The sequence below is a fragment of the Bradyrhizobium sp. 138 genome (genome assembly GCF_023074075.1).
Taxonomy (GTDB): Bacteria; Pseudomonadota; Alphaproteobacteria; order Rhizobiales; family Xanthobacteraceae; genus Bradyrhizobium.
This window is the reverse complement of the sequence record NZ_JADPKT010000081.1, coordinates 12,838-35,095: the sequence shown is the minus strand read 5'-3', so window position 1 is coordinate 35,095 and position 22,258 is coordinate 12,838. Positions and strand designations below refer to the sequence as shown.

The 22,258-nt window shown below is 63.4% G+C and carries 19 protein-coding genes; 11 read left to right on the top strand and 8 right to left on the bottom strand.

Going from position 1 to position 22,258, the window contains the following annotated elements:
• Positions 1-261 precede the first annotated feature (261 nt).
• The gene (locus IVA79_RS27295; RefSeq protein WP_247558810.1) at positions 262-921 is read left to right on the top strand and encodes a response regulator transcription factor; all 660 of its coding nucleotides are present in this window, start codon (positions 262-264) and stop codon (positions 919-921) included.
• Here the strand turns inward: IVA79_RS27295 and IVA79_RS27290 are convergent.
• The 4 genes from IVA79_RS27290 to glgC form a co-directional block, all read right to left on the bottom strand.
• Complete coding sequence (locus IVA79_RS27290; RefSeq protein ID WP_247558808.1) at positions 916-3,036, bottom strand: MASE1 domain-containing protein; 2,121 nt, start codon at positions 3,034-3,036, stop codon at positions 916-918. The two genes, IVA79_RS27295 and IVA79_RS27290, sit on opposite strands and share 6 nt — an antisense overlap.
• Positions 3,037-3,437: 401 nt before the next feature.
• On the bottom strand, positions 3,438-3,698 hold the full coding sequence (locus IVA79_RS27285; protein ID WP_247558806.1) for a SemiSWEET transporter: 261 nt from the start codon (positions 3,696-3,698) through the stop codon (positions 3,438-3,440).
• 38 nt (positions 3,699-3,736) lie between these two features.
• The gene (gene glgA, locus IVA79_RS27280; RefSeq protein ID WP_247558804.1) at positions 3,737-5,191 is read right to left on the bottom strand and encodes a glycogen synthase GlgA; all 1,455 of its coding nucleotides are present in this window, start codon (positions 5,189-5,191) and stop codon (positions 3,737-3,739) included.
• On the bottom strand, positions 5,188-6,450 hold the full coding sequence (glgC, locus tag IVA79_RS27275; RefSeq protein WP_247558802.1) for a glucose-1-phosphate adenylyltransferase: 1,263 nt from the start codon (positions 6,448-6,450) through the stop codon (positions 5,188-5,190). The genes glgA and glgC overlap by 4 nt, the downstream gene beginning before the upstream one ends.
• Positions 6,451-6,731: 281 nt before the next feature.
• On the opposite strand from glgC, the gene IVA79_RS27270 reads away from it, so the two are divergent.
• Positions 6,732-7,169 carry a hypothetical protein gene (locus IVA79_RS27270; protein WP_247558800.1) on the top strand — a complete coding sequence of 146 codons (438 nt, stop codon included), beginning with the start codon at positions 6,732-6,734 and terminating at the stop codon, positions 7,167-7,169.
• Positions 7,170-7,289: 120 nt separating this feature from the next.
• On the opposite strand, the gene IVA79_RS27265 is transcribed toward IVA79_RS27270, so the two are convergent.
• Positions 7,290-8,270 carry an ABC transporter substrate-binding protein gene (locus IVA79_RS27265; RefSeq protein WP_247558798.1) on the bottom strand — a complete coding sequence of 327 codons (981 nt, stop codon included), beginning with the start codon at positions 8,268-8,270 and terminating at the stop codon, positions 7,290-7,292.
• Between the two features lie 474 nt (positions 8,271-8,744).
• Between IVA79_RS27265 and IVA79_RS27260 the strand changes: the two genes are divergently transcribed.
• The 8 genes from IVA79_RS27260 to IVA79_RS27225 all read left to right on the top strand — a co-directional run bounded on the left by IVA79_RS27260 (position 8,745) and on the right by IVA79_RS27225 (position 16,628).
• The gene (locus IVA79_RS27260) at positions 8,745-9,848 is read left to right on the top strand and encodes an ABC transporter substrate-binding protein (protein ID WP_247558795.1); all 1,104 of its coding nucleotides are present in this window, start codon (positions 8,745-8,747) and stop codon (positions 9,846-9,848) included.
• Positions 9,826-10,848, top strand: a complete 1,023-nt coding sequence (locus tag IVA79_RS27255) for an ABC transporter permease subunit (RefSeq protein WP_247558793.1) — start codon at positions 9,826-9,828, stop codon at positions 10,846-10,848. The genes IVA79_RS27260 and IVA79_RS27255 overlap by 23 nt, the downstream gene beginning before the upstream one ends.
• The gene (locus IVA79_RS27250; protein WP_247558791.1) at positions 10,842-11,639 is read left to right on the top strand and encodes an ABC transporter ATP-binding protein; all 798 of its coding nucleotides are present in this window, start codon (positions 10,842-10,844) and stop codon (positions 11,637-11,639) included. The genes IVA79_RS27255 and IVA79_RS27250 overlap by 7 nt, the downstream gene beginning before the upstream one ends.
• Positions 11,633-12,805, top strand: coding sequence for an acyl-CoA dehydrogenase family protein (locus tag IVA79_RS27245; RefSeq protein WP_247558788.1), 1,173 nt, complete (start codon positions 11,633-11,635; stop codon positions 12,803-12,805). The genes IVA79_RS27250 and IVA79_RS27245 overlap by 7 nt, the downstream gene beginning before the upstream one ends.
• Positions 12,806-12,835: 30 nt before the next feature.
• On the top strand, positions 12,836-13,936 hold the full coding sequence (locus tag IVA79_RS27240; protein ID WP_247558786.1) for an LLM class flavin-dependent oxidoreductase: 1,101 nt from the start codon (positions 12,836-12,838) through the stop codon (positions 13,934-13,936).
• Positions 13,937-14,134: 198 nt separating this feature from the next.
• Entirely contained in the window at positions 14,135-14,980 is an 846-nt protein-coding gene (locus IVA79_RS27235) for a CmcJ/NvfI family oxidoreductase (protein WP_247558784.1), read from the top strand.
• Between the two features lie 103 nt (positions 14,981-15,083).
• On the top strand, positions 15,084-15,410 hold the full coding sequence (locus IVA79_RS27230; RefSeq protein ID WP_247558782.1) for a septal ring lytic transglycosylase RlpA family protein: 327 nt from the start codon (positions 15,084-15,086) through the stop codon (positions 15,408-15,410).
• Positions 15,411-15,458: 48 nt separating this feature from the next.
• Entirely contained in the window at positions 15,459-16,628 is a 1,170-nt protein-coding gene (locus IVA79_RS27225; protein ID WP_247558780.1) for a Gfo/Idh/MocA family oxidoreductase, read from the top strand.
• A 79-nt stretch (positions 16,629-16,707) separates the two neighbouring features.
• Here IVA79_RS27225 and IVA79_RS27220 read toward each other — a convergent pair whose 3' ends face one another.
• The 3 genes from IVA79_RS27220 to IVA79_RS27210 all read right to left on the bottom strand — a co-directional run bounded on the left by IVA79_RS27220 (position 16,708) and on the right by IVA79_RS27210 (position 20,982).
• A complete protein-coding gene (locus IVA79_RS27220) occupies positions 16,708-18,018 on the bottom strand; it encodes an ABC transporter substrate-binding protein (RefSeq protein ID WP_247558778.1) in 1,311 nt (436 codons plus the stop codon).
• Between the two features lie 188 nt (positions 18,019-18,206).
• The gene (locus tag IVA79_RS27215) at positions 18,207-19,391 is read right to left on the bottom strand and encodes a hypothetical protein (RefSeq protein ID WP_247558776.1); all 1,185 of its coding nucleotides are present in this window, start codon (positions 19,389-19,391) and stop codon (positions 18,207-18,209) included.
• A 355-nt stretch (positions 19,392-19,746) separates the two neighbouring features.
• Positions 19,747-20,982 carry an SMP-30/gluconolactonase/LRE family protein gene (locus IVA79_RS27210; RefSeq protein WP_247558774.1) on the bottom strand — a complete coding sequence of 412 codons (1,236 nt, stop codon included), beginning with the start codon at positions 20,980-20,982 and terminating at the stop codon, positions 19,747-19,749.
• Positions 20,983-21,289: 307 nt separating this feature from the next.
• Between IVA79_RS27210 and IVA79_RS27205 the strand changes: the two genes are divergently transcribed.
• Entirely contained in the window at positions 21,290-21,553 is a 264-nt protein-coding gene (locus IVA79_RS27205; RefSeq protein ID WP_247558771.1) for a hypothetical protein, read from the top strand.
• Positions 21,554-22,258 lie beyond the last annotated feature (705 nt).

Below are 22,258 nucleotides of genomic sequence, written 5' to 3'. Positions count from 1 at the left end.
ACCCGCAGTCTGAATCCCGCGACTCTCATCGCCGCATTCGCTGTTTTCTGGCGTCCCGTGAGCTGATTGCAATTACAGCATACAACGGCATTCAACTTCTATCTTGAGTGCCTAACCGTGAGCCGCTGGCTGGACCAGCGATGAAGAATGGACGGTTTCCGGACCAGTCTTACCGCCAGCCTCTTCCTCGCCAAAATCCCAAAGGCGGGTGTATGATTTCTCAAATTGATCTCCGCGCCATGGGATGACGGAGAGCTTTTCATGAAGGTCCTTATTGTCGACGATCACGCATTGATACGCGAGGCGTTGTGCGCCGTCCTGAGACAGCTGAAGCGAGAAGCCGTCATATTTGAAGCTTCGAGCAGCCGTCAGGCAGTGGACACAGTCGAGGAACATCCCGACATCAGCCTCATCTTGCTTGATATCAATTTGCCCGACAGAGATGGCTTCTCTGTCCTCCGCGAACTGCGAGACAGCTATCCCACCATTGCGATCATCATTCTTTCATCCTCGAATGATCAGGACACAGTCAAGCGCGCTTTCAAACTTGGCGCGCTGGGTTTCATCCCTAAAACGACCGAACGAGAGGTCATGCTCAACGCGATTGAGTTGGTGTTCTCTGGCGGTATTTACATTCCCTCTGAAATTCTGGAGGAACCGTCTCCGCGGCTTACAAATAAACCAACGACGCCCGACTTTCTCAGGGGTCTCGGATTGACCGATCGGCAGATCGAAGTGCTTGCGCTTCTGATGAAGGGAAAAAGCAACAAGATCATTGCCAAGACGCTCAACATGGCAGTCCCGACAGTGAAAAATCACGTCACGGTCGTTCTCAAGGCGCTCGGCGTAACGAGCCGCACCGAGGCAGTCATAAAAGTAGGAAAAATGGGCTGGGAATCGCCGCCGAAATCCGAGTCATGAAGCCGCCCGGGTATCCCTCCCATCGTCATGATCCATCAAGAGCTCGTGCATGACAGCGCGGAGCCGCATCGGGTCGACAGGCTTGTGCAGCAAAATGTAGCCTCTATCCTTGACCTCACGTGCTGGTTCAGGTGCCGTATCGCCGCTGATGAGAATAGCTGGAATGGATGAACCGAACGCCGCGTTGATTCCTTCGATGGCTCGGATCCCGGTCTTTCCATTTGCAAGATGATAATCCGAGATGATGAGATCGGGGCGTTGTTGGCGCTCCGCAAATCGGTTAAGTGCCGCTTCGTCGGATCCGGTGGTAAGGACGGTGTATCCCCATCTGCCAAGCAATCCGCCCGTGCCCTCCTGGACAATTGGAGCATCGGCAATAACAAGGACGACCTTGCCTTCAACCGCAAAGACCACGGGGTGGGGAGAGTCGACGGGCTCGGCGGATGTGTCGCATTCATCGGCCATCGGAACCAGGATCGCGAATCGCGAACCTCGGCCCACGGTCGAAGCTAAGTCGATTGGATGGTTGAGAAGCAGGCGAAGCCTGTCCACAATAGCCAAGCCGAGCCCCATGCTGCCGTACCGGTTCCGGTCTCGGGCGGCCAGTTGAAAGAACTCGCCAAAGATATTCTGCTTCTGATCCTCGGGAATGCCGGGACCACTATCCCATACTTCGATGCGCAACATTTGACCGCGCCGGCGACAGCCGACAATGATTCCACCCCGCAACGTATAGCGCACAGCGTTGGATACCAAATTGAGCAGTATGCGTTCGAGCAGCATGGCGTCGCTCCGCACCCAGGCGTCACTTCGCCTGACGCGTAGACGCAAGCCCGCTTCTCGCGTTGCCTGATCAAACGTCGTCTCAATTTTTTGCAACAGGCGCGCGATCGGGAATTCAGTAATGGTGGGTATAAGGATTCCAGCATCCAGCTTGGACATATCCAGCAGCGAATTGAGCATTTCATCCATTTCCTTGCGCGTTGCATCGACCAACTCGATCGTCCTTGTCCGTTCCCCCGATCTGAGCGGCATGCGCAGCTGGGCAATGAACAAGCCCAGTGCATGCAATGGCTGCCGCAAATCATGGCTTGCCATGGCAAGGAAGCGCGATTTTGCTGCATTGGCGAGTTCAAGCTCCTGCGTACGCTCTGCGACCTTCCGTTCGAGTTCGACCTGCGCGCGGCGCAGACGTTTCTCCCCCTTCTTGCGGACCTCGACGTCGGCGCTCAGTAACAAGCTAGGAACCGTAATGCTGATCAGGAACATCAACACCAGCAGGAATGAAACGTTGAGGTCCGCGGCCGTGAAGGGGCCGCCGCCCGTGAGCGTCCCCCAAACCGTGATGCCGGCAAGCACCAGCGCAACCGTTGCGGTGTCACGTGGACCGCGGCGCAGCGCCGCCCACAACATTGGCAGGATCACGAGAAAACCCAGTGGATCTCTGCTCGGCGTTTGCTCGATCAAGGGACTGAAAGCAATGAGTCCAACAGCCGCCGCTGTTGCGAGGACGCCGACCGTCTCCAAAAAATCATTGCGGTTGAAAGCATGGTCCTGGCTTGATGCCCAAAGCACGATAACGGGCGCAATGACCAGCGCGCCGGTCACATCTCCCAGCCACCATGTGACCCAGGCGTTCGCGAAATTGGTCCGGTCGATGTACCCGGCGGCCGCCAGGCTGGTCAGTCCAATGCTGGCGCTGATCGGCGTCGCGATCACGATGCAGATCAGAGCAAACTTCGCGACCGAATTTGGTCTCGAGAACGTATGACGTCCGCGCGACCATCGATTGATCAGATAAGCGCCAACAACGGCCTCGAGAGTGTTGCCGGTCGCAATCGCAATTGCGGTGGCAACGGAGCCGGCGGTGGTTGCATTGGCGATCACCGCTGCAATGAAAATTGCGGGCCAGGTCCGATATCCCCACAACAGCACCGCCGCCAGCGCGAGACCCGTCGGTGGCCAAATTGGCGTTGCACTGGGATGAACAGAGGCGAGAGCGAGGCCGGCTTTTGCGAGGACGAAATAGATCACTCCAATTGCGACCAGACCGCCGGCATAGCTAAAACCTCGGCGGAACTTTATCTCCGGCGCTAGTGATCGTAGATCGGACATCCTCGACGCCTAGACTAGGCAGTTGCATCGTCCAACATGACTGACTTTTTGATCTCCGGAAAAGATCAATGATCGCTATTTCCCGTTTACCAAGCGGTTGATGGACACCACTACGTTCGACCACCGCAGCAATGCAAAACTCGGCAAGATGGGCTCAGATCGAATTGATCACTGCAGCACCAACTTTTCGGAGCTAAGCGGCCTGTCGCCGAGTCTAGATAGGAACCGAGGCGGCCCGCACAACCCCGGCGGCCGCCGCAATTGCCCCTGCATAATCGCAAATCGGAGTACACGCCCTGGCACGCGGCTGCGCGAAGCGGAGTACCGCTGGCGTAATCTACCATTGGGCGCGAATTGAAGCGGTAGATTACGCCTTCGGCTAACCGTAGTCAGCGACAACCTCACCCGTATTTCAGCTTCATGAATAGGATGCCGCCGGCGAGCACCATGGTGATGGCGTTGGCGGCGACGAGCGGGGCATCGCCTGAGAGCAGGCCGTAGATCAGCCAGAGCGCCAGCCCCAGCACCATGACCAGGAACATGCCGAGCGAGATGTCTCCGGTGGAGCGGGTCTTCCACACTTTGATGGCTTGCGGCGCGTAGGCCGCGGTGGTGCAGGTGGCGGCGGCAAAGCCGATCAGCTTGATCACGAAGGGGTCCATGGCGGCTCTATAGCATGGGATTCGACGACGGCCATGCTTCAGGCGCGGGATGCCATGAGATCACGGTAGAGCGCGGCATAGTCGCCGGCACGGCCACGCCAGGAGACGTCGGTGGCAAGGCCGTTTCGTTGCAGCCGGCGCCAGGTCAGCTTGTCGTGGAAGGCGATGTTGGCCTTGCGCAAGCTGCCGGCGAAGGCGTCCGCCGTCACGGGTGCGAACTTGAAACCGGTGGGATCGCGGTCGGAGGCATCGGCCTCGCCGATATCGACGATGGTGTCCTCGAGCCCACCGACGCGCGAGACGATCGGGACGGCGCCGTAGCGCAGCGCGCAGAGCTGGGTCAGGCCGCACGGCTCGAAGCGCGAGGGCACGAGAAGCGCGTCCGAACCGGCCTGGAGCAGGTGCGCCAGGATCTCGTCATAACCGATCACGACCCCGATCCGGCCGGGATTGGCGCGGGCCGCGGCCTGATAGCGATCCTGCAGATCGCGGTCGCCGCTGCCGAGCAGCGCGAGCTGCATGCCTTCGCCCAGGATGGTCGGAATGACCTCGAGCAGGAGATCAAGCCCCTTCTGCCACGACAGCCGGCTGATGACGCCGAGCAGCGGCGCTTCGTCGGAGGAATTGAGGTTGAACTGCTGCTGCAGCGCCGCCTTGTTCGCAGCCCGGAACGTCAGGTCCTCCGCGCCGTAGCGGTAGGCGATGTGCGGATCTTCTTCCGGATTCCACACCGAGATGTCGATGCCGTTGAGGATTCCGCTCAGCACATGGGCGCGTTCGCGCAGGAGGCCGCCGAACCCCATGCCGCCTTCGTCGCTCTGGATCTCCCGCGCGTAGGTCGGCGACACCGTGGTGATGCGATCGGCGAATTGCAGGCCGGCCTTCAGGAAGCTGATGCCGCCGAAATACTCGAGACCGTGGACGTTGAACGACCCCCAGGGCAGGCCGATCGATCCGATCAGCTCAGGCGCGAACTTGCCCTGATAGGCCATGTTGTGGATGGTCATCACGGTCGCGGGCCGCGGGCGGTTGTCATAATGCAGATAGGCCGGCGCGAGCCCGGCCTGCCAGTCGTGAGCGTGGACGACATCGGGCACGAAGGTCGAAACGAGGCCGTGGCCGATATCGGCGGCAACGCGCGACAGCGCCGCGAAGCGTACGCCATTGTCTGGCCAGTCGACGCCCTCGCTGGTGACGTAGGGGTTGCCCGGCCGCGCATAGAGATGCGGCACGTCGAGCACGAACAGGTCGAGCCCCTCGTGGGAGCCGGCGAGCAGCCGTCCGGGGCCGCCGAAATAATCCGGCCAGTGCCGGATCTCCTCGGCGTTGGATACGAGCCGCATCACGTCGGGATAGCCCGGCATCAAGGTGCGCATCTCGACGCCATGCGCCTTCAGCGCGATCGGCAGCGCGCCGGCGACATCGGCAAGGCCGCCGGTCTTGACGATGGGATAGACTTCGGAAGCGACCGCGAGGACGCGAACAGGCGTCATCTATTGAGCCCGTCGATCATCGGCTGGGTGATCAGCGAGATGCCCTGCTCGGTGGTGCGGAATCGCTTCGCATCGAGCTCGGGATCTTCGCCGACGACGAGGCCTTCCGGAATCTCGACGCCGCGGTCGATCACGACGTTCTTCAAGCGAGCGCCGCGGCCGACATTCACATAAGGCATGATCACGGCGTTCTCGACATTGGCATAGGAGTTGATGCGCACGCCGGTGAACAGCAGCGAGCGGCGCAGCGAGGCGCCGGAGATGATGCAGCCGCCCGAGACCAGTGAGCTCACGGCCTGGCCGCGCCGGCTCTCCTCGTCATGAACGAATTTGGCCGGCGGCGTGATCTCCGCATAGGACCAGATCGGCCAGGCGCGGTCGAACAAATCGAGCTCCGGCACGACGTCGGTGAGATCGATATTGGCGGACCAGTAGGCATCGACCGTGCCGACGTCACGCCAATAGGCGCCGTTGTGGCCGTTGGTGCGAACGCAGGAGGTCGAGAACTGGTGCGCGATCGCGCGGCCGTTCTTGACGAGGTACGGAATGATGTCCTTGCCGAAATCGTGATTGGAGTTCGGGTCCTCGGCGTCGCGCTTGAGCTGGTCGAACAGGAACCTTGCGTTGAAGACGTAGATGCCCATGCTGGCGAGCGAGACGTCGGGCTTGCCCGGCATCGGCGGCGGATCTTTCGGCTTCTCCAGGAACTCCTGAATCCAGCCGTTCTCGTCGATATGCATGATGCCGAAGCCCGAGGATTCCGCGCGCGGCATCTCCAGACAGCCGACCGTGACGTCGGCGCCGCTTTCGACGTGCTGGCGCAGCATCACCTCGTAGTCCATTTTATAGATATGGTCGCCGGCCAGCACCACGATGAAGCGGCAGGCGTGGGACTCGATGATGTCGATGTTCTGGTAGACCGCATCCGCCGTGCCGACATACCACATGTTCTCCGACACGCGCTGACTGGCGGGGAGGATGTCAAAACTCTCGTTGCGCTCGGGGCGGAAGAAGTTCCAGCCCATCTGAAGATGCCGGATCAGGCTGTGCGCCTTGTACTGGGTCGCTACCGCGATCCGGCGGATGCCCGAATTGACGGCATTCGACAGCGCGAAATCGATGATGCGGGACTTGCCGCCAAAATAGACCGCGGGCTTGGCACGCCGGTCGGTCAATTCCAGAAGCCGGCTTCCGCGCCCCCCGGCCAGGACGAACGCCAGCGCCTGACGGGCAAGCGGCTCATTACCGACGGCACTCATGTCATCCTCCCACTTTGGCATTTCGGGGCTTTTTGTCGCGAGAAGCCCCGCGGTCCCGCGCCCACTGGAACCGATAGTAACGGCACGCATATTAAATCGGGAAGTACGTTGTTGGTTGCGACCGCGGCAAGCTTAATGCTTTCGCCTCGGCCATCCAGCAGCGCGCCGTGGGCGGGACTTGTGCGCCGCACGCAAAATCCGGCTTTGACTCGGCGCCGGGATACCCGATCATGGTGTTGCGATCCTTTTTCCGAGCGAAACGTCAGACAGGGAGTAAGACGATGAGGATCTGGAGAACGGCAATTGCCTGTGGCCTGGTCGGCGCGGTCATCGCCGGCGAAATCCAGCAGGCGGCAGCGGCCCCGCTGCCGACCAACGTCGCGACCATGAAGGCCGCGGTTAGCGACGATGTCACGCCGGTGCATTGGCGCGGCGGCGGATTCGGATGGGGCCTCGGCGGTCTTGCGGCCGGCGCGATCATCGGGGGTGCCATCGCCAGCGGCGCGCCTTACGGCTACGGCTATTATGGCGGCGGCCCGTATTACGGCGGCTATGGATATCCCGGCTACGGCTATGGTTATGCGCCGGCCTATTACGGCTATGGCCCGGCCTACGCCTATCCTCGTTACTACGGCTATCGCCGATACTACCGGCCGTACCGCCCATATTACGGCTACGTCCGCCCGTATCCGCGTCCGTACTACAGGGCCTATTGGTGATCAGGAGCTAAAGCGAGAGCCAGACGATCAGGCTCATGCAGGCGAAATGCATCAGCACGATCGCGGCGAGATGCAGCGGACCGGCTTTGAGACCAGGCCAGGGCATCCCGCCGCTTCCGCTTAGTTCGATCCCGCGGCCGCAGCGGTGAAACTGCGATCGACGGCTTTGCTGACGTCGAGCTTCTTCGGCAGGATGCCATAACGCGTCGAGCGATCGGAGGCTGCCTGCACCTCCTTCACCACGTCCTCGTCGATCACGATCGGGCTGCTGCGCTGTGCGGTGTAGGCCGAGAGCAGCACGTCTTCCGGCAGCTTGGTCAGCTCGGCGGTGTTCCTGGCATATTCGCCGAGGTGATCGAGCGACCACAGTCGCGCTTTGCTGAGCCGCTGCACCAGGTCCAGCACCGCCGCGCGTTTGGTGGCGATGGCATTGTCGGACGCGACGATGAAGGTGATGGTCGGCGTCAATCCTTCGCCGTCGGCGATCACGCGGGCCTTGTCCTTCAGTGTCGCGAACGACACGTAGGGCTCCCACACCGCCCAGGCATCGATCGAGCCCGCGAGCAGCGCGATCTTCGCGTCGACTGGTCCGAGCGGCGCGAAGGTCGCATCCTCCAGCTTGATCTCTGCTTTCTCCAGAGTCGCGTCGATCAGGAACTGGCCCCAGCCGCCGCGCGTGCCGGCGAGCCGTTTGCCCTTGAGGTCGGCGGCCGACTTGATCAGTGAATCCTGGCGCACCAGGATGGCCTGCGTCTTTGCGTCCGACCTGGTGCCGCCGACCGCCTTGATGGGCGCGCCCGCAGCATAGACCGACAGGAACGAGAGATCGCCGGTATAACCGACGTCGAGCGCACCGGCATTGAGCGCCTCGAGGATCGGCGCGGCCGCGGGGAATTCCGACCATTCGATTTTGTACGGCAGGTCTTTCGCGTAGCCGGAGATCTCGAGGAGCGACCGGTTGCCGCCCTTCTGGTCGCCGACGCGCAGCACGACGGCCTCAGTCGCGAACGATGCGACGGCCGTCGACAAGGTGACGGCGGCGGCGAGCAGCGATGCCGCGAGACGGCGGGTGATGGGATGATGATTGGAGTTGATGCGCATGTGGCCTGTCTTGTTGCCTGGCTCACGACGCGTGAGCGAGAGATGCAGCGAGACAATCAAGTCTATGACCGCGCTTTGCGCAGTCAATGAAATGGCCGTCCTTATTGCGTGCGCGTCAGGTAAGGACGTTTCATCGAATGGCCGCGCGCGAGAAGACGGTATGCTTGCGAGGGAGAGGTGCACAGGAATGATGCACATGCGTGATCGCTTCGCGCGGCATTGCCGGCCGCACTCGCGAAAATCCTTTCATCGTTACCGCGTGCGGTGATGGAGAGAATGACTTCGCTTCGCGCAACATTCGAAATTCCATTTCATTGACGATACCTCGCGTGCGCCGCATGATTTGCGCATCGCATCAACGCGGCGCGTGACCGCCGCGGAACGACATTCTCTCAACGCAGCTCCTCACGGAACATGCGCAACGCGACACGTTGCGCAGGCGGCGGAGCCGTGCCAGCGCAGGAGCGGGGACTGATGGACAACGACAACAAGCACGGCGGCTCTAGGATCGACCGGCGCCATCTGCTTCAGGCGGGACTGGCTGCGGCCTTCGCCGCGCCGCTCGGCGCGCTTGGTGCGGCGCAGGCCTTCGCGCCGGGCGCGATTGCGACCGGCGTCGACTTCTCGGAGTTTCCGCTGTGCCGGACGGCATCGGATGCGCCTGTTCTCACCGGCGCGCCGCGCAAGCTGAAGCTCTCGTGGAATGCCGGCGCGGTCTGCCTTGCCCCGGTACCGGTCGCCATCGAGCACGGCTTCTTCCAGAAACACAATCTCGACATCGAGCTGATCAATTATTCCGGTTCGACCGACCAACTGCTCGAGGCGATCGCGACCGGAAAAAGCGATGCCGGGCTCGGCATGGCGCTGCGCTGGCTGAAGCCGCTGGAGCAGGGTTTTGACGTCAAGATCGCGGCCGGCACCCATGGCGGCTGCATGCGCGTCCTGACCCGCTCCGATTCCAATGTGAGCAAGCTTGCCGATCTCAAAGGCAAGATCGTCGCGGTCGGCGATCTCGGCGGCCCCGACAAGAATTTCTTCTCCGTTCAGCTCGCCAAGCTCGGCATCGATCCCAACAAGGACGTCGACTGGCGCGCCTATCCCGGCAATCTTCTCAATGTCGCCGTCGAGAAGGGCGAGGTGCAGGCCTTCCTGTCGTCCGATCCGCTCGGCTATCTCTGGCTCAAGGACAGCCAGTACAAGGAAGTCGCTTCCAATCTCGACGGCGAATACCGCGACAAGAGTTGCTGTATCCTCGGCCTGCGCGGCTCGCTCGTGCGCGAAGAACCTCAAGTCGCGCGCGCGTTGACCCAAGCACTGCTCGACGCCGCGATGTTCACCGCGCAGAACCCGGCCGTGACGGCAAAGTCGTTCCAGCCTTACGCGCCGAAGACGGCCTCGCTCGCCGATATCGAGGGCATGGTGCGCTACCACACCCATCACCATCATCCCGTCGGCGACGTGCTCAAGCGCGAGCTCAAGGCCTATGCCGACGATCTCAAGAGCGTGCAGGTCTTCAAGTCGAGCACCGACACGGCCAAATTCGCGGAGCGCATCTATGTCGACGTATTCGCTGTCTGACGGCCTCGCCTCCGGCGCGCCGCGTCTTTCACGGGCGCCACTGCTTGCAACCTGGATCCGGGAGTCCGGCGTCGGCGTGCTTGCCAGCATCGCCTGGATCGCGTTGGGCCTGTCCTGCCTGTGGTGGCAGGATGTCGGCGACTGGACGCGCACGCATTCGCTCGGCATTGCTGCCTTCGTCATTGCGGCGATCGCACTGTTCGGCACCGTCGGCGCCGATTATCTGGGATCGGCCGGCAAGGCATTGCACACGCGCGCGCCCTGGCTCCTCGCGCTCGGCGCGTTCCTGACCGTGTGGGAGATTGCGACCGCAAAATTCGCCTGGCTGCCGCTGCCGTTCTTTCCGCCGCCTCAAGCGATCATCGAGGTCTATACCGACGATCTGCCAAAGCTGCTCGACAGCGTGTTCGCCTCGGTCAAGCTTCAGCTCGGCGGCTATCTGATCGGAGCCACGGTCGGCTTCCTGACCGGCGTCTCGATCGGCTGGTCGCGCGCGGTCGGCTATTGGGTGCATCCGGTGCTGCGCTTCATCGGCCCGCTGCCGGCGACCGCCTGGCTGCCGATCGCGTTCTTCACCTTCCCGTCGAGCTGGAGCGCCTCGACCTTCCTGATCGCGCTGGCGACCGGCTTTCCGGTCACGGTGCTGACCTGGTCGGGCGTCACGAGCGTCAGCAACGCCTATTACGACGTCGCGCGCACGCTGGGCGCCAAGCCGTCCTTCCTGGTGCTGAAGGTCGCGATCCCCGCAGCATTGCCGCACGTCTTCGTCGGCCTGTTCATGGGGCTGGGCTCGTCCTTCGCCGTGCTCGTCGTCGCCGAGATGATCGGCGTCAAGGCGGGGCTCGGCTGGTACCTGCAATGGGCGCAGGGCTGGGCCGCCTACGCCAACATGTATGCGGCGCTGATCGTGATGTCGCTGCTCTGCTCCGGGGCGATCACGCTGCTGTTTGCGATCCGCGACCGGCTACTGGTCTGGCAGAAGGGGACTGTGAAATGGTAGCCACCGCTCTTGCCGAAGCGGTCGCACATTCTGCCGCCGGCGCCGCGCTCGACATCGAGCAGGTCAGCCACGCCTTCGACATCGACGGCACCGAGCTGGCGGTGCTCAGCGATGTCAGCATCTCCGTCGAGCCGGGTGAATTCGTCGCGCTGCTCGGGCCCTCCGGCTGCGGCAAGTCGACCCTGCTGCGGCTGGTCGCCGGCCTCGACAAGCCCAAGGCGGGAAGGCTGCGGGAAGACGAGGAGCGCATCAGAAGTCCGCATCCATCGCGCGTCGTCGTGTTCCAGGATCCGACCCTGTTTCCCTGGCGGTCGGTCTGGGACAACGTCGCCCTGGGCCTCGAGGCCCAGGGCATTTTGAAGAGCCAGCGTCACCGCGTCGATGCCGCGCTCGATCTGGTCGGCCTATCGTCGTTTCGCAACGCCTATCCGCACCAGCTCTCGGGCGGCATGGCGCAGCGCGTTGCGCTGGCTCGGGCGCTGGTCAACGATCCCAAGATCCTGATCCTTGACGAGCCGCTCGGAAAACTGGACTCGCTGACCCGCATCACCATGCAGGCCGAGCTCGTCGCACTCTGGCAGCGCAAGGGCTTCACCACGCTGCTGGTGACGCACGACGCCGAGGAGGCGCTGGTGCTCGCCAACCGCGTCATCGTCTTCAGCGATCGCCCGGCCCGGGTGAAGGCCGACATCCGCGTCGACCGGCCCTATCCACGGCATCGCGGCGATCCTTATCTCGCTGATTTGCGCCGTCAGATTCTCGGTCTGCTGGGATTGGATGCCACATGGTAACTTCTGTAGCCAAAGGGCGGACGCCCCACAGCGAGCCTGATTTCATCGCGCGCGCCGAGGCGCTGGCGACGGGCTTTGCCGCGCGCGCGGCCGAGCATGACCGCACCGGCAGCTTTCCGTTCGAGAACTTTCGCGAGCTCTCCGAGGCCGGCCTGTTATCGCTGACGGTGCCGGCCATCCATGGCGGTGCAGGGGCGGGCGCAAGATATTCCGCGCGCGTCATCGGCATCGTCGGCAAGGCCGATCCGTCGACGGCGCTGGTGCTGTCGATGCACACCATCAATCATCTCGTGATCGCGCGCAGCCCGACCTGGCCGGCGCGGCTGTCGCGCAAGCTCGCGCGCGAGAGCGTCGAGGGCGTCGCGCTCGTCAATGCGCTGCGCGTCGAGCCGGAGCTCGGTTCGCCCGCGCGCGGTGGCCTGCCGGCGACGATCGCGCGGCGCACCGAGACCGGCTGGCGCCTCTCCGGTCACAAGATCTATTCGACGGGCTCGCCGATCCTGACATGGTATCTGGTCTGGGCACGGACGGATGAGGCCGAGCCGCGCGTCGGTCAGTTCCTGGTGCCCGCAGGTCTGCCGGGCACGCGCATCATCGAGACCTGGGACCATCACGGCCTGCGCGCCAGCGGCAGCCACGACGTGATCTTCGAAGACGTCGTGATCCCGCTCGATGCCGAGATCGACCTGCGCAAGCCCGCGGACTGGCGCACGCCCGACGTCACGCAGGCGACCATCCACACGGTGTTCGTCGCTGCGATCTATGACGGCGTCGCCCGCGCCGCGCGTGACTGGCTGATCTCGTTCCTGGAGCAGCGCGTTCCCGCCAGCCTCGGCGCGCCGCTGGCGAGCCTGCCGCGGGCGCAGGAGATCCTCGGTGCCATCGAGGCGCGGCTCGCAGTCAATGCGCGGCTGATCGACACGTTTGCGCGTGATTTCGATGACGGCGTGCAACTCTCCGCGAGCGAGTCCAGCGCCCTCAAGCTCACCGTGACCAACAACGCCGTTGCCGCGGTGGAGGATGCGCTGTCGCTCACCGGCAATCACGGCCTGTCCCGTGCCAATCCGCTGGAGCGGCACTATCGCGACGTGCTGTGCGGCCGCGTGCACACGCCGCAGGACGATTCCACGCGCATCGGCCTCGGCCGCGCCGCATTGGGCCTCTAGCTTTTCCGGAAAACAATCAGGGAGACGATCATGTCGATCGAGTTCATCGGCTTCATCAGCAACAACAATTCGTCCGAAACCGTCGTTCGCGAGGGGCCCGTCCTGAACCCGATCCACATCGAGACGGTAGCGAAGGCGCATGAGAATGCCGGCTTCGATCGCGCGCTGCTGGCGTTTCATTCGACCTCGCCGGACGCGCTGCAAGTTGCCCAGCACATCCTCAACACGACCTCCCGCCTCAACGTGCTGATCGCGCAGCGGCCCGGCTTCACCGCCCCGACGCTGCTGGCGCGCCAGTTCGCCGTGCTCGATCAATTTTCGCGCGGCAGGGTCGCGCTGCACGTCATCACCGGCGGCAATGCCACCGAGCTCAGGCAGGACGGCAACACGCTCGACGACAAGGACGAGCGTTACGCCCGCACCTCCGAATTCCTCGATGTGCTCAAGCTGGAATGGAGCAGCGACAAGCCGTTCAGCTACAAAGGCAGGTACTATCAGGTCGAGAACGCGTTCTCGCAGGTGAAGCCGTATCGCCCCGACGGCATCCGGGTTTACTTTGGGGGCGCCTCGGAGGCGGCGATCGACGTCGCCGGCAAGCACGCCGACACCTTTGCGCTGTGGGGGGAATCCTACGCGCAGGTGCGCGACGTCACCTCGCGCGTTCACAATGCGGCGGTTCGCCAGGGGCGACCGACGCCGCGCTTCAGCCTGTCGGTGCGGCCGATCATTGCGCCGACGGAGAAGCAGGCCTGGGAGAAGGCCGAGGAGATTCTGGCGAGGGCCACCGCACTGCAGGACAAGACCGGCTATCGCAGGCCCGCGGACGGCCACGCCACCGCCGGTGCACGGCGCCTGCTCGCGCTCGCCGACCAGGGCAGCCGCATCGACAAGCGGCTCTGGACCGAGATCGCCAAGCTCACCGGCGCCAACAGCAACACCACCGCACTGGTCGGCACACCCGAGCAGGTCGCCGAAGTCTTCGGCGACTATTACGACCTCGGCATCAGCCATTTCCTGATCCGCGGCTTCGACCCCCTGATCGATGCGATCGAATATGGCCGCGAGCTGATCCCGCTGACGCGCGAGCTGGTCGCCAAGCGCCAGGTCGCCCGCGGCGAGGCTGCGGAGTGATCCAGGACACGAGGCCTCACGGATACCTCAAGCATCCGTGAGGCGAGAAGAACGCTGTCAACCCGATTGCCATCTCCAAAACATTCGTTCTGCATTTCCTGCACTCCGCGACATCCCCATTGCTATTTGCACCGCCTCCCTTGCGCCGCGCCGCAGTCCCTCAAAAATCAATCCGACGACCACATCGGGAGACCGGCCATGGGCCTGCAAGAAACAAAAATCGAATCGCTTCCCTTCGTCACTGCCGAGCTCAACTATCTCGCGCCTGTTACGGGCAAGCCGCGCACCTACGCCTTCGATCCGCCGCCGGGCGAGCCGAAGAGCACGGCGCTGGCCGAGCCGCATCAGGTTCCGATCTTCGATGCGCGGTTGATCGCGCAAGACCTCTCGCTCGACCGCGAGGGCTTTGCGCTGGTGCGCCATCCGACCCGGGTGAAGGACTTCTATGACGACGATGAGGTGAGGGCCGTGTACTATCCCGCCGTCGAGGCGTTCCTGCGCGCGACGCTGCAGGCCGATCGCGTCGTCATCTTCGACCACACCGTGCGTAAGCGCGTCGAAGGTGCGCCGGATACCCGCGGCGGCGGCCCGCGCCAGCCGGCAACCCGCGTCCATGTCGACCAGACCGCAATCTCCGGCGCCAATCGCGTGCGCGAGCATCTGCCTGACGAAGCCGAGCAGTTGCTGAAGGGCCGCGTGCAGGTGATCAATCTGTGGCGACCGATCCGCGGCCCCTTGCGCGATTCACCGCTGGCGATGGCCGACGGCACCACGGTCGCGCCGGATGATCTCGTCGCCTCCGATCTGATCTATCCCAACCGAAGCGGTGAGACCTATTCGGTGAAGTACAATCCGAATCATCGCTGGTTCTATTTCCCTGAAATGACGCCGGACGAGGCGCTGCTGCTCAAATGCTATGATTCCGCAACCGACGGCCGCACCCGCTTCGGGCCGCACACGGCGTTCGTCGATCCGACCACGCCGCAGGATGCCGCGCCGCGGGAAAGCATCGAGGTGCGCACACTGGTGTTTCATAGACAGTAACAAAGTGTGATAGCACTGCCGGGCATTGCCCGGCAGTGTTCCCGGAACTTTGGGGAACAAGCCGACGTTTGCAGCACCGGGCGGGAGAACCGGGAGCGGTGCCGTGCGAGCGCAGCCGACGCTATTGTTCTTTCTTGCCAGTTCACTTGCCAGTTTTTCGCTTTCTGCATTTTCCGTTGCTCACGCCGAAAGCGGGCTTGCCTCTTATTACGGCTATGGCAAAGCCGGCAAAGGCGGCGAGTTGACCTGCGCGCACCGGACGCGTCCGTTCGGCAGCGTGCTCAGGGTGTCCTATGGCAGCCGTTCGATCCAGTGCCGCGTCAATGATCGCGGCCCCTTCATTCGTGGCCGGATCGTCGATCTCTCGGTGCCGGCCGCCCGCGCACTTGGCATGATGAGCGCCGGCGTGGTGCGAGTCTCCGTGGATTAGCACCGCCAGCACGCTATAGTGCCGCCCAAATCGAGGGTGAGGGGCGCTATGGCAAAAATCAGGGTCGGACTCGTCGGCTGCGGCTTCGTGTCGGAGCTGCACATGTATGCGTTCCGGCGCGTCTATGGCCTCGACGTCGAGGTCGCCGCGGTCGCTGCGCGCGGCGATCACGTCGTCGCATTCGCCGATCGCCATGGCATCCCGCGCGTCTTTCGCAGCTTTCCCGAGCTGATCGCGGACCGCGAGCTCGACGTCGTCGACATCTGCACGCCGCCCAATCTTCATGCGGAGATGATCGTCGCGGCGATGCGGGCCGGCAAGCATGTGATCTGCGAAAAGCCGTTCGCCGGTTATTTCGGCCGCGACGGTGATCAGGTGCCGATCGGCAAGCGCGTGCCGAAAGCGCTGATGTATGAGCGCGTGCTGGAAGAAATGGACGCGACGCGGGCTGCAATCGAGCGCACCGGAAAGCTCTTCATGTATGCCGAGGACTGGGTCTACGCGCCCGCGGTGACCAAGACCGCCGAGATCATCAGGGCGACGAAGGACAAAATCCTGTTCATGAAGGGCGAGGAGAGCCATTCCGGCTCGCATGCGGCCCATGCCGCGCAATGGGCGATGACCGGCGGCGGCTCGCTGATCCGCATGGGCTGTCATCCGCTCTCGGCGGTGCTGTATCTGAAGCAGGTCGAGGCCAAGACGCGCGGCGAGACCATCCGCGTTGCCAGCGTCACCTGCGACGTCGGCAATGTCACCGCCGGCCTCAAGCCCGAGGAGCGCACCTATATCAAGGCCAATCCGGTCGATGTCGAGGATTGGGGCACACTCACCGCCACCTTCTCCGACGGCACCAAGGCGACCGTGTTCTCCGGCGACATGATCATGGGCGGCGTGCGCAATTTGATCGAGACCTACACGTCCGGCGGCTCGCTGTTCGCCAACATCACCCCCAACACGCATCTGATGAGCTACCAGACCAGCGAGGAGAAGCTCGCCTCGGTCTACATCACCGAAAAGGTCGATCGCAAAACCGGTTGGCAATATGTCTGCCTCGAGGAGGAATGGACGCGGGGCTATTTGCAGGAGATCCAGGATTTCATGGAATGCGTGGCAACCGGACGCCAGCCGCTGTCCGACCTCGCGCTGGCCTACGAGACGATCAAGGTGAACTACGCGGGATATTGGGCCGCGGAGGAGGGGAGACGGGTGGTGTTGTAGGGCACCGGCGGAGCCGCAGTGTCACCTCGCCCCGCATTGCGGGGCGAGGGAGCGCAGTCTCGCCGCCGCCACGACTGTGCTACGCCCCGTAAGTCGAGCCCTTCGGCAGCGGGAACACCGGATCCTGCGTGCGGATATTCGTCGGCCACACCACCGAGATGTGCTCGCCGGCGTTCTGCATCACCACCGGCGTCGAGCGTTCGTTCTGGCCGGAGAGTGGCGTGCCCGGCGGGAAGAATTTGACGCCGTAGCCCTGAATGGTGCCGCCGGCGGGAATGTCGACGTCGAGCGCGGCCTTGCGAATGGCCTCGGGCTCGAAGCTGCCGTACTTCTCCTTGGCGACCGGCAGAACGTTGTTGAGCAGCACCCAGGTCTGGTTGAAGCCCATCGAGCAGTGCGGCGGCACGTCGGTGGCGCCGGTCTTGGCCTGATAGCGTGAGACCATGGTCTTGATCAGCTCGCCCATACCAGGCGCGAGTTTTGCGGGATCGAGCAGCTGCGCCGGCACCGGATCGATGTTGCAGAAATTGTCGATGTCGGCCCCGAAAGTGGCGCGCAGCTTGTCGAGCTGGCTGTAGCCGGCGCCGGCCCCGAACAGCATCTTGAAGCGCAATCCGCTCTCGCGGGCCTGGCGCAGGAACAGGGTGATGTCGGGGTTGTAGCCGGCATGCGAGATCACGTCGGCCTTGGCGCGCTTGATCTTGGTGACGAGCACCGAGAGGTCGGGCGCCGAGGCCGAATAGCCTTCGCGCAGCACGACCTGGATGCCGGCCTGCTTGGCATAGGCTTCATCGGCAGAGGCAACGCCGACGCCGTAGGGGCCGTCCTCGTGGATCAACGCGACCTTGACGTCCTTTGCCTCCATGCCGAGCTTGGCCTTCGCATGCTCGGTGATGAAGCTTGCGAAAGCCTGCCCGTATTGATCCGAATGGATCTGCGCGCGAAACACGTATTGCAGGTTCTTGTCCTTGAACACAGCGGTCGAGACCGCGGTCGTGATCCAGAGGATCTTCTTCTGCTGTTCGACCTTGGCCGCGAGCGGCACCGCATGCGAGCTCGCATAGACCCCGTTGAGGATATCGATCTTCTCCTGGCTGATCAGGCGTTCGGCCTCGTTGATCGCAACGTCGGGCTTGCTCTGGGAATCCGCGGCGACCGGCGCGACCTTGTATTTGCCGCCGATACCGCCTTTCTCGTTGACGAGGTCGATCGCGATCTGTGCGCCGACCGAAGAGGCGACCGAGCCGCCGGCCGCGAACGGGCCGGTGAGATCGTAGATCAGGCCGATGCGTACGTTCTCGGCCTGCGCCTGGGCCCTGGTCCAATCGAGGCTGAGTGCGGCGGCGGCAGCCGCCGAGCTCTTCAGCAGCTGCCTGCGTGAAGTCGGCATCCTATCCTCCCTCAAAACCGTCTTATCGTTGGTTGTTATTCTTTTTGCGAAGTATGGGGAGCGGGATGGCGGAAAGTCAACATGGCGAAAGTCGAGGTCTGTCGTCCACGGCATAGAACGCAAATGCGAAACGAGCGGCGTTCCGCTCCTGATGACCTGCGTGAGGTCAAGAGATCACGCATCGCGCTTCAGACGATGAAATCCCCGGCGTGGAGGTCGGCGGCATGGATGCCGTCCAGCGTGATCGTATCGTTGGCCGTCAAGTGGATCACCGCGTTTCCGGAACCGTCGTCGCTAATCATGCTTTTCAGCTCGGCCCAGCCTGCAAAGCCGTAAGCGTGGACGTCGATCACGTCGTACTCTGGTGCCGTGCTGCCCGCGGCGTTGTTGCCCTGATCGAAATCATTGATCACGTCCTGGCCCGAGCCGGCGCCGAACACGAACAGATCGCTGTTCGGTCCACCCCACAGCTGATCATTGCCGCCGCCGCCGTTCAGGAGGTCCCGGCCGCCGGTGATCGAGCCGGCTGCGGAGGGGGCGTAGGTGCTGGCGTCGCCATATAACCAGTCGCCACGCTCGCTGCCGAGAAGGAAGTCGTTTCCGCCCTGAGCATTGCCCGACATGTTCGAAGCATCGCCGATGAGCACGATGGAGGTCGAGTCGGGATTGCCGTCGACGGTTGCGATCAGGACGTCATCCCCACCACGAGCATTGTCGCTCATGTAGCCGCTATCGCCGAGGAGCGATGCGCCGCCGGACCGCGCATCGACGCCGATCGTATAGACGAGAATGTCATTGCCGCCGCGTGTATCGCCGCTCATGGTCACCAAGGCATCACCTGATATCGACGCGCTACCAGAGAGGCCGGCCTGGACCACGCCGATGACGTCGTTGCCGCCTTGGGCGTTGCCGCTCATGAGCGATCCGGAATCGCCGCTGAGCGCACCATAGGATCTGTCCCCCATCTCTGCCGTGATGAGGTCATGGCCGCCCTTGGCTTCGCCGGTCATGGCGATTTCGGCGTCGCCCGAGAGATAGACGTTTGCATAGATCGCGCCCGAGGCCTCGACATGCAGCACGTCGTTGCCGCCGCGGGCCTGGTCGGACATGATCTGCGCGTCCCCGTCAAAATAGGTATAGGGCAAGCGGCCCTGGACCGTCGCGACGAGAAGATCGTTGCCGCCATGCGAACGGCCCTCCAGCAACGCCTCGTCACCGACGAACAGCAGGCTGCTGGGTCCGTCATCGACCGTTGCGATCATGATGTCGTTGCCGCCATGGCCGTCGACGGGCAGGCCCGGGTCTCCGAACGCGATCACGAGTTCCTGGCTTCCAACGCTGACAATGATCGTGTCGTTTGGCATACGGCGCATCGCGAAGGCTCCCACTTCATGCTCGAGCGCGGCCGGAGTGTCACGCTGCCACGCCGCGCCACGGTTCTGCTGCGCGATCTATCTTCGTTGAATTGATGGCGGAGATTTGCCCGACGATCGGAGAACTGCGATCAACGTGTCGTGGTGCCGTCACAAAAGGAAAATTCATTCCGCGCCGGCGCTTCACGCCGGCGCGCTTGCTCAACGTTTGTGCGGCTCAGTGCCGTAGGGTGGGCAAAGGCGCCCTTGCGCCGTGCCCACCATCTCGTTCCGTATCGAAGGGACCGTGGGCACGCTTGCGCTTTGCCCACCCTACGATGCGGTGCAAGCCTGCAGAAGGCAGGCGTCTCTTGGCTCAGCCCGGCCCTGCGCCTTGCGTCGCCGTGTACACCGCGTAGATCGATTGGCTCGCCGCCATGAACAGGCGGTTGCGCTTCGGACCGCCAAAGGTGACGTTGCCGCACACCTCCGGCAGGCGGATGCGGCCGAGCAGCTTGCCCTCCGGTGACCACACCGTGACGCCGCTATAACCTACCGCACGTCCGGCGTTGCTGGCCGCCCAGACATTGCCGTTGACGTCGCAGCGTACACCGTCGGGTCCGCACTTCACGCCGTCGATCACGCAATCGCTGAACTTCTTGAGATTGGACAGCTTGTTGTCGGCTCCGACGTCGAACACGAAGATTTCGCCCTTGCCGCCCGGTCCCGTGTCGCCCGGTCCCTTGCCGGTGGAGGCGATGTAGAGCTTCTTGTAGTCGGGCGAGAAGCACAGCCCGTTCGGATCCGGCACCTGGTCCTCGGTGACGACGAGGTCGATGCGGCCGGAGGGATCGATGCGGTAGCAGTTGGTCGGCAACTCGCGCTTGCCCGGTGTGAACCCGGCCGGCTGTCCGATCCGCGGATTGAGCTTGCCGCCCGCATTGCTCGGGCCGCCGGCCGCGTCGGGCTCGCCTTCGTAGAGCTGGCCGCCATAGGGCGGATCAGTGAACCAGTAGCTGCCGTCGGGATGCGCGGCGATGTCGTTCGGCGAGTTCAGCCGCTTGCCTTGATAGGAGTCGGCGAGCACCGTGGCGGTGCCGTCATGCTCGTAGCGCGTCACTCGCCGTGTCAGATGCTCGCAGGAGAGCTGGCGACCCTGGAAGTCGAAGGAGTTGCCGTTGGAATTGTTGGACGGCGTGCGGAACACGCTGACGCGGCCGTCGTCCTCGCTCCAGCGCATCTGCCGGTTGTTGGGAATGTCGCTCCATAGGAGATAGCGGCCCTGCGCGCTCCACGCCGGGCCTTCGGCCCACAGCAGGCCGGTGTACAGGCGCGTGATCGCGGTGTTGGGCTGCGCGAGATCGTTGAAGGAGGGGTCGACCGCGATGATGTCAGGGTCCCAGAAATAAGTGGTCGGCGCACCGCGCGGGCTGAAATCGCGCGGCGGGGTGGTAACGGTGGTCGGCGGTGCGGCGGGCCCGGCCTGGGCCAATGCGGAGCCGGCTCCGGCAATTGTGGCCGCACTGATTGCAAGTCCCTGCACGAGCATTCGTCGTGAAAGCGCAGCATCCTGGTCACGCTGCTCTTTGCCACGAGCCTCTTGGCGTGTCATCGCGTCCTCCCGATCATGTTCGCTGGCCGGTTGATCCGGCCAAGCAAGGGCAGGTTAATGCGGTCCGTTGCCGGTTGCGAGGGGTGGAATCGCATCCTTCACGTGGTGTCGGGCCGCAATCCGGTCATATTCGAATGCATTGGAGCTGGACGTGCGACAGCACCAAGGCTCGAAAATGTTCCGCGGGTTTGAGCAGAAATTTGCTTGCGACAAAGCGCGGCATGCAACGCGTTCGGCGCCTTTCAAGCCTTGATTTCGCGCGCATTGCCGCGCAGAAACCGTCCGGGGGCGATGGACGGAGTTGATTGTGGCGGGCGTCATCGTATTGATCGTATTGCTGGGAATCGCGTTCGCGGCCGGCTATTTCACGCGTGAATACATCTCCAACAAACGACGTGCGGAGGCACGCCGCTGGCGCGAGTACACCGAGCCGGATTGGCTCCCCGCCAACGCGCCCGCCAACACCAACGAGATCGCGAGCGCTATTACGGCCATACCCGTCGTCAGCGGCGAGCTCGGCCAGATGCTGAACCGCTGGGAGACGCGGGCCCGCGCCCGCCGCGCGGGGTAGGGCGCGGTTCTCGTAGCCCGGATGAGCGACTTGTCCGCCGAAGCTCGGAGAGCGAAGGCGGAAGCGACATCCGGGACAGTGCTTGTGGAGGCCGGCAAGAGCAGCGATACCCGGCACAGCATCGTAGGGTGGGCAAAGGCGCGCTTGCGCCGTGCCCACGATCTCTCGACGATGGCGGAAGCGTGCCCACGAGCGTTCGAACTCGTGAAAGATGGTGGGCACGGCGCTTTGCGCCTTTGCCGCACCCTACGGCACCTTGCTGTGTCGCCCTCTGTCAATCCGCCTTCGCAAAAATATTCCACTTTACCGAAATTCGGTTTCGGCGTATGTGTCGTCCATCCCGGCTCATCCAAGAGGGGCGATCTTGTGTCGTCACTGTCGCGAGCCGGGCTTGCGGTGGACGCGGCAGCGTCGGCATGAGAGGCGCGGGCAGGGCGGGTAGTCCCTGTGAGCCCGAGGCTTCGTGCAGACGAGCGGCGCTGTCAGGTTCGTCTCGCCTGTAAGTTTCTGGCTTCGTCGACAGGGCTGGAAATACTGCGGGCGACATGGCGGGCCGTGCGTACGGCAAAACCGTGTGGTCCTGACCGTCGTTGCCACGGTCAAGCCTGTCGCGAAGGTGCGAGCGAGCCCAACCGGGCAGACTGCATCATCCAATTCGCGGGGCGAGGGAGGCCAGAAGGAAAGTTCGGCTCCCGGGAGAGCACG